The organism is Rhizobium sp. BK661 (genome assembly GCF_024808825.1).
Classification (GTDB): Bacteria; Pseudomonadota; Alphaproteobacteria; order Rhizobiales; family Rhizobiaceae; genus Rhizobium.
On record NZ_JANTYT010000003.1, the window covers coordinates 174523 to 190126 of the forward strand.

Annotated in this window: 19 protein-coding genes; 6 read left to right on the top strand and 13 right to left on the bottom strand. The window is 60.3% G+C overall.

From position 1 onward, the window contains the following. Positions 1-3 precede the first annotated feature (3 nt). The 6 genes from FHX16_RS09635 to FHX16_RS09660 form a co-directional block, all read right to left on the bottom strand. Entirely contained in the window at positions 4-867 is an 864-nt protein-coding gene (locus tag FHX16_RS09635) for a branched-chain amino acid ABC transporter permease (RefSeq protein WP_259127321.1), read from the bottom strand. Continuing rightward, positions 854-1573: an ABC transporter ATP-binding protein gene (locus FHX16_RS09640; protein ID WP_183755511.1), complete on the bottom strand. Its 720-nt coding sequence runs from the start codon at positions 1571-1573 to the stop codon at positions 854-856. Before FHX16_RS09640 ends, FHX16_RS09635 begins: the two co-directional genes overlap by 14 nt. After that, on the bottom strand, positions 1573-2292 hold the full coding sequence (locus FHX16_RS09645; protein WP_259127324.1) for an ABC transporter ATP-binding protein: 720 nt from the start codon (positions 2290-2292) through the stop codon (positions 1573-1575). The genes FHX16_RS09640 and FHX16_RS09645 overlap by 1 nt, the downstream gene beginning before the upstream one ends. A gap of 62 nt (positions 2293-2354) precedes the next feature. Then, positions 2355-3638: an ABC transporter substrate-binding protein gene (locus FHX16_RS09650; protein WP_259127326.1), complete on the bottom strand. Its 1284-nt coding sequence runs from the start codon at positions 3636-3638 to the stop codon at positions 2355-2357. 32 nt (positions 3639-3670) lie between these two features. Further along, the gene (locus FHX16_RS09655) at positions 3671-4732 is read right to left on the bottom strand and encodes a maleylacetate reductase (RefSeq protein WP_259127329.1); all 1062 of its coding nucleotides are present in this window, start codon (positions 4730-4732) and stop codon (positions 3671-3673) included. Next, positions 4729-5604 carry a dioxygenase gene (locus FHX16_RS09660; protein WP_183861690.1) on the bottom strand — a complete coding sequence of 292 codons (876 nt, stop codon included), beginning with the start codon at positions 5602-5604 and terminating at the stop codon, positions 4729-4731. Before FHX16_RS09660 ends, FHX16_RS09655 begins: the two co-directional genes overlap by 4 nt. Before the next feature lie 96 nt (positions 5605-5700). On the opposite strand from FHX16_RS09660, the gene FHX16_RS09665 reads away from it, so the two are divergent. Then, positions 5701-6651 (top strand): LysR family transcriptional regulator, encoded by a 951-nt coding sequence (locus tag FHX16_RS09665; RefSeq protein ID WP_183861692.1) that lies wholly within the window; start codon positions 5701-5703, stop codon positions 6649-6651. Between the two features lie 32 nt (positions 6652-6683). Here the strand turns inward: FHX16_RS09665 and msrB are convergent, their stop codons facing one another. The 3 genes from msrB to FHX16_RS09680 form a co-directional block, all read right to left on the bottom strand. Continuing rightward, on the bottom strand, positions 6684-7166 hold the full coding sequence (msrB, locus tag FHX16_RS09670) for a peptide-methionine (R)-S-oxide reductase MsrB (protein ID WP_183861694.1): 483 nt from the start codon (positions 7164-7166) through the stop codon (positions 6684-6686). An 80-nt stretch (positions 7167-7246) separates the two neighbouring features. Next, positions 7247-8533: an epoxide hydrolase family protein gene (locus tag FHX16_RS09675; RefSeq protein ID WP_183861696.1), complete on the bottom strand. Its 1287-nt coding sequence runs from the start codon at positions 8531-8533 to the stop codon at positions 7247-7249. A 124-nt stretch (positions 8534-8657) separates the two neighbouring features. Further along, positions 8658-9053 carry an Ohr family peroxiredoxin gene (locus FHX16_RS09680; protein ID WP_183861698.1) on the bottom strand — a complete coding sequence of 132 codons (396 nt, stop codon included), beginning with the start codon at positions 9051-9053 and terminating at the stop codon, positions 8658-8660. A 147-nt stretch (positions 9054-9200) separates the two neighbouring features. On the opposite strand from FHX16_RS09680, the gene FHX16_RS09685 reads away from it, so the two are divergent. After that, entirely contained in the window at positions 9201-9707 is a 507-nt protein-coding gene (locus FHX16_RS09685) for a MarR family winged helix-turn-helix transcriptional regulator (RefSeq protein WP_183861700.1), read from the top strand. A 113-nt stretch (positions 9708-9820) separates the two neighbouring features. Here the strand turns inward: FHX16_RS09685 and FHX16_RS09690 are convergent, their stop codons facing one another. Further along, positions 9821-10906, bottom strand: coding sequence for a DUF3095 family protein (locus FHX16_RS09690; protein WP_183861702.1), 1086 nt, complete (start codon positions 10904-10906; stop codon positions 9821-9823). Between the two features lie 799 nt (positions 10907-11705). On the opposite strand from FHX16_RS09690, the gene rpsU reads away from it, so the two are divergent. The 3 genes from rpsU (at position 11706) to FHX16_RS09705 (ending at position 12595) form a co-directional block, all read left to right on the top strand. Beyond that, complete coding sequence (gene rpsU, locus FHX16_RS09695; protein ID WP_016555047.1) at positions 11706-11942, top strand: 30S ribosomal protein S21; 237 nt, start codon at positions 11706-11708, stop codon at positions 11940-11942. Between the two features lie 60 nt (positions 11943-12002). Beyond that, a complete protein-coding gene (locus FHX16_RS09700; RefSeq protein WP_183862015.1) occupies positions 12003-12197 on the top strand; it encodes a hypothetical protein in 195 nt (64 codons plus the stop codon). A 140-nt stretch (positions 12198-12337) separates the two neighbouring features. Further along, a complete protein-coding gene (locus tag FHX16_RS09705; protein WP_183755500.1) occupies positions 12338-12595 on the top strand; it encodes a DUF982 domain-containing protein in 258 nt (85 codons plus the stop codon). A gap of 139 nt (positions 12596-12734) precedes the next feature. Here FHX16_RS09705 and FHX16_RS09710 read toward each other — a convergent pair whose 3' ends face one another. Further along, positions 12735-13049, bottom strand: coding sequence for a DUF2934 domain-containing protein (locus tag FHX16_RS09710; RefSeq protein ID WP_183861704.1), 315 nt, complete (start codon positions 13047-13049; stop codon positions 12735-12737). A 186-nt stretch (positions 13050-13235) separates the two neighbouring features. Here FHX16_RS09710 and FHX16_RS09715 point away from each other — a divergent pair, with 186 nt between their 5' ends. Then, positions 13236-13496, top strand: a complete 261-nt coding sequence (locus FHX16_RS09715) for a YMGG-like glycine zipper-containing protein (protein WP_016555051.1) — start codon at positions 13236-13238, stop codon at positions 13494-13496. A 155-nt stretch (positions 13497-13651) separates the two neighbouring features. Here the strand turns inward: FHX16_RS09715 and FHX16_RS09720 are convergent, their stop codons facing one another. Both FHX16_RS09720 and FHX16_RS09725 read right to left on the bottom strand, forming a co-directional pair. Beyond that, on the bottom strand, positions 13652-14410 hold the full coding sequence (locus tag FHX16_RS09720) for an adenylate/guanylate cyclase domain-containing protein (protein WP_259127347.1): 759 nt from the start codon (positions 14408-14410) through the stop codon (positions 13652-13654). Between the two features lie 220 nt (positions 14411-14630). Further along, positions 14631-15287, bottom strand: coding sequence for a hypothetical protein (locus tag FHX16_RS09725; RefSeq protein WP_183861708.1), 657 nt, complete (start codon positions 15285-15287; stop codon positions 14631-14633). Positions 15288-15604 lie beyond the last annotated feature (317 nt).

Below are 15604 nucleotides of genomic sequence, written 5' to 3' on the forward strand. Positions count from 1 at the left end.
CGCTCAGTCCACTGCGCGCGGGAAGAGGCCGCGCGGCTTGAAGAGGAGGACAAGAAGAAAGGCGAGATGCCCGGCGAGGATCTGCCATTCCGGATTGACGGCAGCACCGATCGTCTGCGCGACACCAAGGATGATACCGCCGGCGAGCGTCCCCCAGAGCGAACCCAAGCCACCGATGATCACGGCCTCGAATGCGTAGATCAGGCGCGCCGGTCCGGACGTGGGATCAAAATTGGCGCGCGTTCCCAGGAAGAGTGCAGCAATCGTCACCACCACCATGGCAAGACCCGTTGCCATGGCGAAAATGCGTTGCGGCCGGATGCCCATCAGGCCCGCCGTGGTGACGTCGTCGGATGTGGCACGAAAAGCCCGGCCGACGGAGGTCCGGTAGATCAGTTGGTTCAGCGCAACGATGGCGAGGACCGCCGAGCCAAAGGTGAGCATCGGCATGACACCGACATTGATCGGCCCCAGTGAAACGGAGGCAGTCTCGAGCGTGCCGGCCGAAATCCGCCGGCTGTCAGCCGTAAATCCTTCCAACAAGCCGTTCTGGATCACGATGGAAAGACCGAACGTCACCAGCAGCGGCGGCAGGATATCCTTTCCAAGCGTGCGGTTGAGCAGGTGGTATTGCAGCACCCAACCGGCTGCGAACATGAGCGGAGCCGCAACCAGCGCGGCAACGAAAGGATGAAGCCCTAGCAGGGAAACGAGCAGCAGGATCAGAAAGGCCGCGAAGACAATCAGGTCGCCATGCGCCAGATTGACCAGCCGCATGATGCCGAAGACGAGGCTGAGCCCCGCCGCAAAAAGCGCATAGAGCCCACCGAGCAGGATGCCCTGTGCTATCGTATCAAGCCAGTTCATGACCATCCGCTCCGAAGTAAGCCTTGTGAATAGCCTCGCGATCGAGGTCGCATGGCTTGCCGGAGAGCGTGATGCGGCCCTCCATCATGCAATAGACCCGATTGGACACCTTGAGCGCCTGGGCGATATCCTGCTCGACGATGATGATGGCCGCGCCGGTTTCGCGGATCCGTGGAAAGGCGGCGTAGATGTCGCGCACCACGACCGGCGCCAATCCGAGGCTGATCTCATCGCAAAGCAGTACATCCGGATTGGACATCAATGCCCTGCCGATCGCCACCATCTGCTGCTGACCGCCGGAAAGCGCGGTTGCGGGGCTGCGCCGTCGCTCCTTGAGGATCGGGAACAGTGCATAGATGCTGTCGAGCGTCCAGGGACCTGAGGTCTTGCGGCCGTAGGTCCCGACCAGCAGGTTCTCCTCAACGGTCAAGGACGGAAACAAACGCCGGCCTTCGGGCACCATGGCGATCCCGCGTGCCATAACGTCGGGAGCTCCGAGGGCGCCGATCGCCTCTCCGCGATAACGGATGGAGTCCGGCTCGTTCTTCAGGACGCCGGAAAGCGAGCGCATGAGCGTGGTCTTGCCGGCCCCGTTTGCGCCGATGATTGCCAGCGTTTCGCCCTCACCAAGGCCGATTTCGACGCCGAACAGCGCCTGGAAATCGCCGTAGGAAGCCGTCAAAGCGTGGGTTTCAAGCAGAGCCATCAGACCTCGATCCCCAGGTAGATTTCGCGCACTTCCTTCGAATTCATGATCTCGTCTGGTTTTCCGATGCCGATCACCCGGCCGAAATGCAACACGAGCAGGCGTCCGACCACGGCGTTCAGCGCATGCAGGACATGCTCGATCCAGATCACCGCAATGCCTTTGTTATGCAGGCCACGGATGGTGGCGACCAGCGCCCGGCATTCGCCCTCCGTCAGTCCGCCAGCGATCTCGTCGAGCAGCAAGAGTTTCGGATTGGTTGCCATCGCGCGGGCGAGTTCCAGCCGCTTACGCTGCAGCAGCGTCAGGCTTCCAGCCGTGGCATTGGCCTTGTCGATCAGGCCAGTGTCGATGAGGATTTCCGCGCAGCGATCCGTGACCTCCCCTTCCCGTTTTTGCGCGCCGAAGGACCCTGCCACCAGCAGATTCTCGAACACGGTCAGCTGATCGAAGGGTTGCGGGATCTGGAACGTGCGGCCCATACCCGCAAAGCACCGTGCCATCGGCGGGGTCTTGGTTACGTCGGAGCCTATGAAACGGATTGTCCCTTTGTCTGCCGCAATATTCCCGGTGATCAGGTTGAAGAGGGTCGACTTTCCGGCGCCGTTGGGGCCGATGATTCCAAGCGCCTCCCCTTCCTCCACGGCAAAGGAAATCTGCTCGGCGACCGTCAACGCGCCAAACTTCTTCGAGACACCTTCCAGTTCCAGTATTGGCATCCATCTCTCTCCCATTAGGGAGCCGCCTCCACGGCTCCCTCGATCCGCAAGCGCCGATGCGCTCAGGCGATCGGCTCCATCTTTCCGCCAGTCGGAATGTTCGGGGCGGTAGCGTTCTCGACAATGATCAGATCATAACCCTTGCCACCCTGCTTCAGTCGCCACTGGCCTCCGACGAGCGGTGTCTTCGCAACGTTCTTCTGGGCGAACGGCGGCAGCTTGTCGTTGCCCCAGGCGACCGGCCCAACGAGCGTATCGAGCTTCGTTTCGCCGATGACCTTGGCAACCGCCTCGCCGTCGCCGGGTTCGTCGGCGCGCTTCATGACATCGACCGCGAGCTCGAACAGGGCGTGGGCAAAGCCGATCGGCTGCGTCCAGGGACGGCCCGTCGCCTTGGTGAAGGCGTCGGCGACCTGCGCTGCGGTCTCGCCCGTCAACGACGACTTGAAGGGATGGCTTGGCGTCCACCACACTTCGGTCGAAAGATTGTGGCCGGCATCGCCGAGCGATTCCACTGTTTGCGGGAAAAGCAGTGCCTTGCCGACCGAGGCGACCTTCGGCTTGAAGCCCTGCTGCTTCGCCTGGTTCCAGAAGGTTGTAAGGTCTGGCGGGATGACGACGCCGGTAACGATCTCGGCGTTCGCCTGCTTGAAGGCGTTGATCTGCGCGGAAAAATCGTCCGAAAGGTTCTGGAAACGGCCGGGATCGGTCAGCGTATAGCCAAGCTTTTCGAGTACCGGCGGGAAGCCGACGACCTTGTCCCCCCAGGCATTGCCATCGCCATCGTTGGGGAAGAGCCCACCGACCTTCTTGTTGGTCTCGACCTGGCCCCACATGCCGGTGAAGACGGCAATGATATCCTCGAGTCCCCAGAAGAAGTGATAGGCGAAGTTGAACGGTTTCCAGGAATTCGGGTCGCCGGGATTGGCCTGCTGGCCAATGAACCATGGCTGCCACGGTGCCACCGTCGAAATGCACGGCATTTCTTCCGCTTCACAGGTGGTCGACACCGGATTGGTCGTCTCCGGCGTCGAGGAAACGAGCACCAGGTTCACCTCGTCGGTGACGATCAGCTCCTTGGTCACCTCGGCGGCGCGATTGGGATTGGACTGGCTATCCTTGACGACAACCTGATAGTCGAGACCCATCTTCTTTGTCGTCGCGAGAAAGTTCTCGATGACGAACTTGTCGGCCTCGCCGAACGCGGCGAGCGGCCCCGTTTGCGGGCTGACGTAGCCGAGCTTGATGGAGCTCTTCTGCGCAAGCGCAGGCAAGGCCAGCCCGGACGTGGCGGCGAGTACGCCGGTGGCCGCCGTCTGTTTCAGGAAATCGCGTCTGGTTGTCATTTCATTCTCCTCCCATTCCCCCTTGTGTAATGTCAGTTCTCCGGCCTGCGGCCCTCCCAGGCCTGCTGCAGCAGCGCGCGGATCGACGACCGATCAATCGGTCGCGGATTCCAATAAGGATTCTCGACAGCGATCTGGCTTGCCTTGTCGAGATCGGCCTCGGTCAGGCCGAGATCACGGAGAGCCAGCGGCGCGCCGATCGACTTTGCGAAATCCCAGAGCCCCCCACCGACCGAGCCGCCGAAAATCTCCGCGACAGGCTGAAGAAGCTCCGGCAGTGCAACGCCATTGAAGCCCGCGGTATGCGGCAGCATGATCGCATGCGTTTCCGCATGCGGCGTGTCGAAGGTGCCGCCAAGCGTGTGGCAAATCTTGTGGTGCAGCGCCATGCCGACCGTGCCGAGGACCGTGCCGCAAAGCCAGGCGCCATAGAGCCCCTCCGCGCGTGCCTCGATATCGTTTGGCACCGTCGCGATCTTCGGAAGTGCTGACCGGAAGGCACGCAAGCCTTCGACGGCCATGAGCGTCGAGATCGGGTTGCGGTCCTGCGCGTAGAGCGCTTCGACGGCATGGGCCATGGCGTTCAGACCGGAGGTCATCGACATACCGACCGGTAGGCCGGTTGTCAGCGTGGCATCGTAGATCACCACCTCAGGCAGGATCTTCGCCCCCTTCACTGTCGTCTTGCGACCGCCCTCGGTCTGACCAAGGATCGGGGTGACCTCTGACCCTGCGTAGGTCGTTGGAATGACAACCTGCGGCAGGTCGGTGCGGTAGGCGATGGCCTTTCCCAGGCCTGTCGTCGAGCCGCCGCCGAGCGACACGACGCAGTCGGCGCGGCTTTCCTCAACCACTCTCATGGCCGTTTCGGTTACATCGACAGGCGTATGCATCACCGCACCGCTGAACACGCCGACGGCCAGCGGCCCGATCCTTGCGGCCAGCGCCTCGGCATCGCCCTTCTGTTGCGGCGTGGAGAGGACTAGTGCCCTCCGGCAGCCAATCTTCTCGATCCAGCTTCCCACCTCTTGGCTCGCGCCTTCGCCGAAGACGATGTGGGCCGGGCTGCCAGCATAGTGGAATGACAGGCTCATCGTGTTTTCTCCGGTCTTGCGCGCACCATCACGAAGGTGAAATCGACCTGCTTCATCTGCGACACATCTCCGTTGGCCGGGCGAAAGTCGCGGACGAGCTCAGGCTTGACGCCAAACAGCGCATCCTCATGGAGATGCGGATCATTGCGATCGTAGACATGCGTGGTGATCGTCTCGAACCCTGCCGCCCGCACGACAAAATGAAGGTGCGCTGGCCGATGCAGGGGATAGCCCGCCGCCGCCAACAAATGCCCGACAGGGCCATCGTCCGGAACGCTGTACCCCTTCGGCATGACCGTCCGGTAGTTGACGCATCCATTGGCATCGGCACGGAAAAGGCCACGCAGGTTATGCTCAGGCTGCAGGTCCGGCTGCTGGTTCTCGTAGAGACCCTGGGCATTGGCCTGCCAGGTAATAAGTTCGACCGAGGGAACGGGCTGTCCATCGAGATCGACGATCCGGGCAGAGATGCAAAGCGGCTCTCCCACCCCATCGAGCGAAATCGAACTCCCCAGCGGGCGCTCCGGCACATCGCTACGAAAGAACGGGCCTCGGATCGTGTTGGGCGTGGCGCCCTTCGGTCGTCTCGAATTGATCTCCTCCACGAGAGCGGAGGCTCCGATCAGATCGGCGAGCAGCACCCATTCCTGACGGCGTTCATCGGAGGCATGCCCGACTTCCGTCAGAAACGCGATGACGTTGCGCCACTCGTCCTGGGTGGGTCGGAATTCCTTGATCAGTTCATGAGCGTGCTTGACGATCGCAGCCATGAGACGTGGCAGCTGGCCACCTTTTCCCGAAGGCATGCGCTCGGCAAACACGTCCGAAGACGTCGCCTCACTGAAAATAAGCGCATCGGCTGCCGTCGGCATGCGTCTCTCCCAAAACCGCATCGTTGGTGAGAATAAGCTAGCAGTCCTGCAGCGGCCGATTGATGATTTGATTCAGCTTTAATATAACGGATCGTTATGAAGATAGACGAACGACACTTGATCCAGCTTGCCGCCGTGGTCAAGACCGGTGGCGTGACCGAGGGAGCAGCCCTTCTCGGGCTCGCGCAACCGGCTGTATCACGCACGCTGTCGATGCTTGAAATGCGTCTCGGCGAACCACTGTTCATCAAAGGCCGCAGGCCGCTGCAGCCGACACCCCTTTGCCTCTCGCTGTCGGAGCAAGGGCTGGTAATGCTGGCGGCGTCTCGCAAGGCGTCCGACCTCGTGGAAAGCTTTCGCGTCGGCAAAAGCGGCGTCGTGCGCGTCGGAGGCACGCCCTTCTTCATGGATGCGCTGATCGCCGGGCTCTGCGCCGAGTTTCAGGTTACTCGCCCTGATGTTCGGATCGATCAAACCTACGGCTACTTTCCGGATCTCCGTGCCGCACTGAAGGCCGACCAGATCGATCTTGCCATCTGCCCGATCGACATTCTCGACGAAGGATCCGGCCTGGAGTTCCAACAGATCCTGCCGGGGCGCAATGTGATCGCCTGCCGCGTCACACATCCCCTCTTGCTCAAGCGCCGCCTGCAACCCAGTCAGCTTCTCGATTATCCCTGGGTCGCTCCGCCGCCCGGCAGCCCCCTCCTGGCCGATCTCAGAGCCCTGCTGCTTTCCTTTGGGGGAACCGAGATCAAGGTCCGCTATTCCGGCGGTTCATTGATGAGTGTGCTCAACTATCTCAAGGCGGCGGACGCGCTCACTGTGATGCCACACAGCGTCGTCTTCGCATTGCGCAAGGAAAAATCCATCACCGCCCTACCGTTGACGATCCCGCATCCGGAGAGGGCGCTGGCAATCCTCACGCGTGCGGATTCGGTGCGGTCACCAGCAGTCGACCAATTCGTGCAACATATCCGCTCAGGCTTCGAAAGCCTGCGCCACCTCATCAAACGGCATGAGGAAGCGGTGGTCTGGGGGCGGTAGCGGCTTACCGCTACCGCCGTGGTGGCAATCAACTACCGCGCAGGTTTGCCTTCTGGACCGCCGCGGCCAAGCTTGTCAGGAAGCGGCTCGCCCTTCGGTGTGAATTCGAGCGATCCTGAATTGATGCAGAAACGCTCGCCCGTCGGAGGCGGGCCATCCGGGAAGACGTGCCCCTGATGCGCACCGCACCGTGCGCAAACGATCTCGGTCCTGACGATGCCGTAGCGCGTGTCGCGAATACGCCGCAGATGATCGCTTTCGACAGGGGCGGTGAAACTCGGCCAGCCGGTGCCACTCTCGAATTTCTCGACGGCCTTGAACAGGGGAAGGCCGCAAAGGCGACACGTATAAAGCCCTTCGCGGTGCTCATGCAGAAACACCCCACAGAACGGCGCCTCCTCCCCATGCTCGAGCAGCAAATGGCGGTCCTCCTCGCTGAGCTCCGCCACAAGCTCCTGCATCTGGTCTCGCGTTGGAGGAGTAAGATCGAATCCAAAATCGACGACATCACGCATCTTGGTCTCCTGGGTGTTCCGGCGATTTCCGGAACACAGTTTAATGTTACGAGAGGACGGATGACGCCATCCGGGTGTGGCTATGACCGCAACGTCCGGAAGGCGGTCCTAACCTCCTCGGAGAAGGCCTCTGGCTGTTCCCAGGCGGCAAAATGACCGCCCTTGTCGAGCTTGTTGAAGTGGATGAGCTTGGGATAGGCCCGCTCCACCCAGCTGCGCGGAGCCGCATAGATCTCGTCCGGGAAGACGCTGACAGCGACCGGTATCTGGAGATTCTTGACTGCGAAGAAGGCGAGCTTGTTTTCCCAATAGAGTCGCGCCGACGAGACGGCGGTATTCGTCAACCAGTAGAGCGTGACGTTGTCGAGGATGTCGTCTCGCGTCAGGCCTTCCGCTTTCCCGTCGAAGACACGGGCGATCATTTCGTAACTGCGGATATCGTGATCGAGCATCCATGCGGCGAGACCAACAGGCGAATCCGCGATTCCATAAAGCGTCTGCGGGCGGTTCGCCATTTCGAGCGCATAGCCAAGGCCATGCTTGTAGAAATCGTCGAGCTGCGCGTAGGCGTGCTGTTCATCCGCCGAGAGACCTGCCGGCGGTTTGCCGCCGAGCTGCAATGCCGCGGCAACGTCATCGGGAACGGTGGCCGGCATATTCACGTGAATGCCGATCAATTGCGGCGGTGCAATCACCGCCATCTGTTCCGAAACGGCATCGCCCCAATCACCGCCCTGGGCGACATAGCGCGTGTATCCAAGCCGATCCATCAGCTCGATCCAGGCATGCGCAATGCGAATGGGGTCCCAACCCGTCTTCGTCGGCTTGCCCGAGAAGCCGTGACCGGGCAGCGACGGGATGACCAAGTGGAACGCGTCCGAGGCCTGGCCGCCGTGCGCCGTCGGGTCGGTTAGCGGTTCGATGATCTTCAACTGCTCGATGATCGAGCCGGGCCAGCCATGTGTGACGATCAGGGGCAAAGCGTCTTCGTGCTTGGAGCGAACATGGATGAAGTGAATATCCAGCCCGTCGATCGTGGTCATGAACTGCGGCAGGGCGTTCAGCCGGGCCTCGACCTTGCGCCAGTCGTAGTCGTTTGCCCAGTATTCCGCCAGCTTTCGCGTCGTTGCGTACTGGACGCCCTGTGAACTGTCGTTGACGGTTTCCTGTTCCGGCCATCGGGTGGCGTTGATGCGCTGGCGCAGGTCTGCGAGCTGCGCGTCGGTTGCCTTGAACTGGAAGGGCCGGATTGCGTTGCCGTTGCCGGCCGCAGCAACGAACGAAGCCGGCAAGAGACTGACTGCACCCGCAACCGCCGCAGAAGCGAGCAGGCTCCGTCGAGTGACCGATGATAATAGAGCTGACATGACGTCCTCCTAAGTGTTCAGGTTCATTCGGGTGCCTGGCGCATTCTTCGCAAAGGCCGGGCGCTTCCATGCACGATGGTTAAGATCGGCGATGCCTTGATATCGGCGTCGCTACGAGCCTCGCTCAGACGAGGGTCAGCGACACGTCGATGTTGCCGCGGGTTGCCTTGGAGTACGGGCAGATCTCGTGCGCTGCATGCATCAGCTCCTCTGCGACACCGCGCTCGATGCCTGGCACGCTCACATTGAGGCGCGCCCGCAGAAAGAAGGAACCTCCGTCGACGTTCAGATCGATTTCCGTATCGATCTCAGGATCGACGGGCAGCTTGATCTTCCTCTGTGACGCCGCGAGCTCGATCGCGCCAATGAAGCAGGCCGACCATGCTGCACCAAAGAGATGCTCGGCGGCCGGATGCGGCTGCGAAAGCTGAAGATTCAGCTCGCCATCGCCGCTGCGGGTGAAACCGTCGCGACCGCCCTTGTTGTGAGTCTTGCCGGAAAAAAGAAGCTTCTCAGTCATCACAAAATCCTTCGCTTTACTCTTTTGATCGCATCCGCCTAGATCGGATGCGATTGAAATAGTTAAGCAGAAAGTCGATATCAATAGCATTGCGATTTAATCGGATGCGATTTATATATAGAACAAACAATCGAACAGGATATCCTTATGTCCACGTCCAAAACCGCAAAAACCCTAGAGACTGGGATGCCCTCCTCCGGCGAGACCGAGAGCAACGACAAGAAGCTCTCGAACTTCCTTTGCTTCGCCGTGTATTCGGCAAACCTTGCCTTCGGGCGCGCCTACAAGCCGATTCTGGATAAGCTGAATCTGACCTATACGCAGTACATCGCGATGGTGGCGCTTTCCGAGCAGGACGACCAGACCGTGGGAGCGCTCGGCGAAAAGCTGTTCCTGGAGTCAAACACGCTGACCCCGATGCTGAAGAAACTTGAAACTCTCGGCTATATCCAGCGCAAACGTGATTCCGCTGACGAGCGGCAAGTGCGCCTGAGCCTGACGCCGGCTGGACGCGATCTCGTCGCGGCTGATCCCGGCGCACCACTCGTCGAAGCCACGGGCCTCGGGGAGGATTTTCCCGTCGTTCAGAAATCCGTCGTGCGTCTACGCAACAACCTGCTGAAGAGAACGCAGGACAACGCCACGAAGCGCTGATTTCAATGCAATTGAGCGCCTGTTTCGGCGCTCAACTCCCCTTTGCGCAAATGTTCGCGCGATAAAAAGCGCCGGCCTTTGGACCGACGCCCGTTGCGACAGGAGCCCTCGTCCTACCGCGATGACACCAAGGGAAGCAGTTCTGCCTCCATCATCTCGGCTGCCTTGGCATACCCGCCGCCCATGCCATCCAGGAAGTGCAAGTGCGACTCGGGGCGCCCGGAAGGCACGAAGCAGGTCATCAACGCGTGAGACTGGCGGTGCAGTCCGAAGTTAATCTCGCCACGCGCCTTTGCGGCAACGAGCATGGCTTCGACAGTTTCGATCTGCTCCGGCGTGCAGTCGAGCGTAAGACGCAGGCCATCGTCGTACTTGCGAAAGTCCGAGTTTGAAGCAACCGCTGACCAGCCTTCGATATCCAAAGACCTAGTACCGTCCCTGGGAACGGCTGTATCCCGGGACAAAGGTTGGGCGTGCTGCGCGCCGGCCTCCAGAACGGAAAGCACGCAACCGGCCAGCGACGCAAAGGCCTCAGGACTGGTATGTTCATATGGTTCGACCAACAGCGACAGGATCTCGCCTCGCTGGCTGGGAAACGGCTTCCAATCACAGGTCAGCCCGGTCAGATCAGGCTCCGTCGTGTAGCTGCCCGGCTTCACCAGGTACCGCCCCCTCTTGATTTGCCGCTCGGCCCACTTGAGACCACCGCCGGCAAACATCGCGTAAGTTGCACTTTCAGAGGCGGCATACCGTGCGATGCGCACATCATGCCCGTTCGAACGGATTTCGCCGACAGTCAGCAAACCGACGCGAAGGGCAAGGTCAAGACTGCTCCTTGCGAAGTTTGCGACCTGCCGCATTGCCGAAATCGCGGTCATGATCCCATGCGGCGGTAGCGCGAACGCAGCCCCGTCGCCGCGAAACACAAAGGGAAAATCGAAGTCGCCCCAGGCATTTCCGACTGCGGCGATCACCGACGCACCAGCGTAGTTGACGTCTTCGTACCGCCCCGACTTGATCGCCGACGTCGAACTGACCACATCGGTGATGCCGATCAGCCAATCATCGGGCAACGCTTCGTAGACGGAGGGATCGAGCATCTTCGTGAACTCGCCATAGGCCGGGGACGCGTTCGGATGATTGCCGGCCGTCAGGGCATCTGCTTGCGCGATTGTAGTGCCCGATTCCATCGAGGGCATGAACCTGTTCCCGTGCCACATAGACAAATCCCTTCGCTGAATTCAATTCGCGCACCAGTAACTCGTATGCGCCGTAAATAAACGGAAGGGGCAACAATGTCAATATGCGATTTAATCGGATACGATCGTAATGCGTGGGCGAATCACTGCTGGGACACCGGCAGCGCGATAGAGACATCATCCGAAATAGGGTCGGTACGAGCCACGTTTTCGTGATTCAAACCCACGATACCACCGAAAGGCTCATATGCACCGCCCCCGTGCCCCCAAAGTACATGTGGATTACCGTATCTGGTAAATTCCATGTTCCGTCACTTCGAGTAGCATGTGCTTGGATGATTACATTTCCTAGTCATCAAGAGGTCACTGCAAAACTCACATCGTCTGTTTTGCGGTGACCTCGCCAAAACCCTCGACACGACCGGCACCTAAACGGCGCTTCGAACGGAAGCCTTGCAACGCGCGTTCCGTGTTCCCATCTTAGGTCGGTCACCCAAAACTCTAACTGACATGGTCGACGCGACAGCGTCGCATTTTGCTGTGTTTCCTCCGTTCGCGTGATGGAAGCCGAGGGCGCCATGTCGAAATGCCGCCTACGCGGCAAAGGACTTTAATTGAACAAACCAAACACGCCTGCTGCTCCGGCAGCGTGTCCGCGCGAGCGCGATGACGCTGCTCGCCACCCGGACGAGAACTGGAAACCTTACCCCTGCCTACTCACGCGTCGTGAATTGCAGGAATTGATTGCCGAACAGCTTGGCTGAGAGGCATGCCGACCCTCAAGAACAAGGAGAAAAACATGCAGGTCATCGTCAGAGATAACAACGTCGAACAGGCCATGCGCGCATTGAAGAAAAAGATGCAGCGCGAGGGGCTCTTCCGCGAAATGAAGGCACGCAAAGCCTACGAGAAACCATCGGAGCGCCGCGTACGCGAACGGGCGCAGGCTATCGCCAGACAGCGCAAAGCCGCCCGGAAGAGATTGCAGCGGGAGGGCCTCCTGGCCTCGCCCAAACGGCGCCCGTCGGCCCGATAATTTGTCACGATGCTGTCGCCGACGTCGTCGGTGACAGCCCCAACCCGAGAAGGGTCAATGATGGAAGAACTGCATAGCCTGACTGTTTCGGATGAACGGCTGGAAGATTGCCGCGATGTGATCGAACCGGATCTCCAGGATCTGATCCGAACGACAATTGCCTCCGGCTTTACCGCCGAAGAGGTACTGATCGCAATAAGCGAGCTCGTGGCCGAGGACTACGCGGTCTTAGCCAAGCTGCCGAGTGTCCACTGATTAGTCCGCGCCGACTGGTCGACGGTTGCCTCGGCCAGTATGTGCATGAGGAACAAGATACTCCGACATGACGGGTGTTGATCGGTTGCGACGAATACCTACATCCCCGGTATCGCTTGTTGGCAACGAGGAGGTTCATCATGAACACTATCAGCCACGCAACCGAACCAAGATGGGCCGCGCCGGTGGCTATCCGGATTGGCGCGCGCCCCTCCGAGCATATCCATGGTCCGGCAGAAGCGGTTGACTATCTGGAACACAGGTGGCCGATCGAAAACAGCATGCATCTGGAAGCGGCGAAGCGCAGATGTGTGGAAGCCATGAACTATCTCGCGCACCTGGAAGCCTCCAGAGACGCTTTCGTTGCAGCCGCAGTGGAGGCCAAGGTGCTGGCGTAGCCCCGCTTTGGGCGAGGGTGGCTGAGATGATTTGGCCACCTTCCGCAGATCACGCGCAAATCCCATCACACGCCCCGGCGGCGCACGTCATATGGCACGGATACATCCTCCTACAGCGACCAACGCTGCGGGGTATGATCTAGTGTGTCGTCACGGACTTCGGAGACCGAGCGCGACGAGGCTTGTCCCCCGGAGCCGCGGTTATTGCGATGGCAGCCACCTTTGTCTTCTTTCCTGGCTGCTTTTCGGCCGCGGATTTCGCCGGTGCGCGCGGCTTGGCGGATTTAGCCTTGGCAGTCAACTTTGTCGAAACGCGAGCGGCCGCGGCATCGACCTGCTCGCCGAATTCCTTGAAAGCCTGCAGCCAATGCTTCATGTCCTGGCCGTGGGGGCGGCCTTCCTGCTCCCAGATCTCGTAGGCGCGGTGACGGATTTTCTCTTCACGCTCGTTCATCACAGGGATCCTGCTCTTCGTTGCAACCCGATCTTAACTGGCGCAAGCAGCCCATTAGGCAATGGAGGCCCGGCATCGATTGATCGAAAGAAGCCGGCGTGGGCAGCCGGTTAAAGCAGCGATTGTCTTTTCCGAAATGCCCCTATCTACCAATGCGCGTGCGACCTCAATCAGAAGGAAAACGACATGAAACGTCTATCGATTTTGCTGCTTCTGGCAGGAGTGACGCTTGCCGGATGCACCCCGACTGAGCAGGGCTTAGGCATTGGTGCCGCCTCGGGCGCAGTCATCGGCGGCGTGGCGACCGGAAATGTCCGCGGTGCCGCAGTGGGCGCCGCAATCGGTGGCGCCGCTGGCGCCGTCATCGGCAACGTCGCCGGGCAGCCTGGCCAGTGCTACTATCGGGATCGCTATGGCCGTCGATATGTCGCCTCCTGCCCGCGCTGAGGACAATGCAGCATAGCATCTATACGTCAAGGCGCCGACTTCGCGCGTGCCCTCCAATCCGATCGCCTCGGATCGCGACCGTGGTTCTAGCAACCTGACCTTGGTCGCGATAACTGCGCGATGCTTGGTGGGCGCGGGAGGTGCACGAGTGCAAATCAAGTCCCAACCAACACGCTCGCCTGCACCGGCAGTTCTATGCCCTTCAGGGTGAGCGGACGGACGTGCGCCCCGCCCGCCAGCGGCCCGGCCTGAACGACCGTTTCCGGCGACATGACGATCTCGCCTGCGCCCGCCTGAGATTCCAATCTGGCCGCCAGATTGACAGCGCCGCCGATCGCCGTGAAATCGCTCCGGAAGCTCGAAAACTCACCGATTTCAACCTCGCCGCTGTGGATCCCAACTCCCACACCCACGTGGTGATCCACATCCAAAGCTTCGAGGGCCGTCTTGCAGCGCCGTTGTATATCCATCGCAGCCATGACAGCGGCAGCCGCGTGATCCTTTCTCAATATGGGAAAATTGAAGATCGCCATCAATCCGTCGCCCATCGGCTTGTTGACGATCCCGTCATGAGCCCAGACCGCCTGCGCGCATCGATCCTGAAACAAGCTGACGATGTCACTCAATCTGACCGGTTCGATCTGCTCGGAAAGAGCCGTGAACCCTCTGATGTCGGCGAACAGAATGGTGACCGTGGCGGCGATATGGCGCTGTTTCTTGACATAGCGAAACGAGCGCTCGCAAATCGTGCAGATGTTCGGGTTCATCTTGCTGCGGGTAACACCAAACATGCGGAACGGCAGCGCGAGCGCACCCCGGATCGGGATCGGCACGCGCATTTGATCCCAGCACCCACGGCAGATTTGCGCGTCGCGGTGATTGGTCGGATCTGTGGAATCGGAGGCTGTTGTCATGGTCTAGGCTGCCCCGGCAGACGTCCGCTGTTCCCTTGCATGCGCAAACTTCTGACATTTGAGCGTGTTTGGCAACTTAGGGAGGAAACGGCTACCACGACAGCGCAAGGGCCGCCGCGGCGACGCCGGGGCAACGCTCGCCGGGTTTATCGAGGCAATGGTTCTCGGACGGAAGAGGGCGCCGCTTCGCGCCCTCCCACTGAAATCCTGTGCCGTTCCGCTAAGGCATCGACACGACCATCTTGCAGAGTTTCGTGAGGCTCGCCTCATATCCGCCCGAGCGTAGCACGTCCTTGCAACGGAGCTTTGCTTTCGCCCGATCCATGGCCGACATGTCGTTGATAGCTGTCAACGCCGGCTTGGTAGGCGATGAACCGCCTAAACCGCTCGCTCCATTCGCGCCAACGGAACCGCCAGGACCGCCGGACCCGCCTGAATTGGGATCATTTACCGAAGGCACCCCAAGCCTGGCATCGAGCAGCGTATTTCCGCCCGCCCCTACCGTCGCGTTGGCGGTCGCAAGCCTGGAGCCCCCGACATTAGCGTTGACATCAGCATTGATGCCGCCGGAGCCGCCAACACTGGCCGTCGTACTGACACCGATCCTGCTGCTGCTCCCGCCGACAGATGTATTGCTATTGATGCCCCTGGCCCCGCCCACCGAAGCATCGACGCCAAGTCCACCGCTGGATCTGCCGCCGATGTTGGCGTTGATGCCACTTGCACCCCCGACGGACACGCCGAGGCCTCCATTGCTATTGCTGCCGATACTGACCCCATTGTTGCCGCCGATATCCAAGGCGTCTGCCTGCATCGGAACGATAATGGTCGCGCAGCCAAGCGCCACCGCGGCAACGGCCGATTTATAGCACTGCATTGTCATCCTCCATTGTCTCCAGCCGAGGCCCAATGCTTCGGCAAAGAAAAATGAAGCGCGCACTTCATGCTCGTCGGTTGAGCAACCAAGAGTGGGTGTCCATCTGCCGATCTACACCTATAAAAACATTCGAACCCCCTAATGTTCCGTCAAATTCGCGTATAGGTTAATTATTTCTCTGCACACGCCTCTAAACCCCTCCTTTGGATTGAGTCGATATCGTTTCCGCTGCGAATACCTCGCTGCGCCCTATCCGTGCGACACCCCTCCTAGCCAACCGATCGGCAATCGCTGAAGTCGGCGTCTCGGGGCTTTTC

Coding starts and splice junctions, on each gene's coding strand:
- FHX16_RS09635 (WP_259127321.1), bottom strand. CDS start 867: ATGAACTGGCTTGATACGATAGCACAGGGCATCCTGCTCGGTGGGCTC.
- FHX16_RS09640 (WP_183755511.1), bottom strand. CDS start 1,573: ATGGCTCTGCTTGAAACCCACGCTTTGACGGCTTCCTACGGCGATTTC.
- FHX16_RS09645 (WP_259127324.1), bottom strand. CDS start 2,292: ATGCCAATACTGGAACTGGAAGGTGTCTCGAAGAAGTTTGGCGCGTTG.
- FHX16_RS09650 (WP_259127326.1), bottom strand. CDS start 3,638: ATGACAACCAGACGCGATTTCCTGAAACAGACGGCGGCCACCGGCGTA.
- FHX16_RS09655 (WP_259127329.1), bottom strand. CDS start 4,732: ATGAGCCTGTCATTCCACTATGCTGGCAGCCCGGCCCACATCGTCTTC.
- FHX16_RS09660 (WP_183861690.1), bottom strand. CDS start 5,604: ATGCCGACGGCAGCCGATGCGCTTATTTTCAGTGAGGCGACGTCTTCG.
- FHX16_RS09665 (WP_183861692.1), top strand. CDS start 5,701: ATGAAGATAGACGAACGACACTTGATCCAGCTTGCCGCCGTGGTCAAG.
- msrB (WP_183861694.1), bottom strand. CDS start 7,166: ATGCGTGATGTCGTCGATTTTGGATTCGATCTTACTCCTCCAACGCGA.
- FHX16_RS09675 (WP_183861696.1), bottom strand. CDS start 8,533: ATGTCAGCTCTATTATCATCGGTCACTCGACGGAGCCTGCTCGCTTCT.
- FHX16_RS09680 (WP_183861698.1), bottom strand. CDS start 9,053: ATGACTGAGAAGCTTCTTTTTTCCGGCAAGACTCACAACAAGGGCGGT.
- FHX16_RS09685 (WP_183861700.1), top strand. CDS start 9,201: ATGTCCACGTCCAAAACCGCAAAAACCCTAGAGACTGGGATGCCCTCC.
- FHX16_RS09690 (WP_183861702.1), bottom strand. CDS start 10,906: ATGCCCTCGATGGAATCGGGCACTACAATCGCGCAAGCAGATGCCCTG.
- rpsU (WP_016555047.1), top strand. CDS start 11,706: ATGCAGGTCATCGTCAGAGATAACAACGTCGAACAGGCCATGCGCGCA.
- FHX16_RS09700 (WP_183862015.1), top strand. CDS start 12,003: ATGGAAGAACTGCATAGCCTGACTGTTTCGGATGAACGGCTGGAAGAT.
- FHX16_RS09705 (WP_183755500.1), top strand. CDS start 12,338: ATGAACACTATCAGCCACGCAACCGAACCAAGATGGGCCGCGCCGGTG.
- FHX16_RS09710 (WP_183861704.1), bottom strand. CDS start 13,049: ATGAACGAGCGTGAAGAGAAAATCCGTCACCGCGCCTACGAGATCTGG.
- FHX16_RS09715 (WP_016555051.1), top strand. CDS start 13,236: ATGAAACGTCTATCGATTTTGCTGCTTCTGGCAGGAGTGACGCTTGCC.
- FHX16_RS09720 (WP_259127347.1), bottom strand. CDS start 14,410: ATGACAACAGCCTCCGATTCCACAGATCCGACCAATCACCGCGACGCG.
- FHX16_RS09725 (WP_183861708.1), bottom strand. CDS start 15,287: ATGCAGTGCTATAAATCGGCCGTTGCCGCGGTGGCGCTTGGCTGCGCG.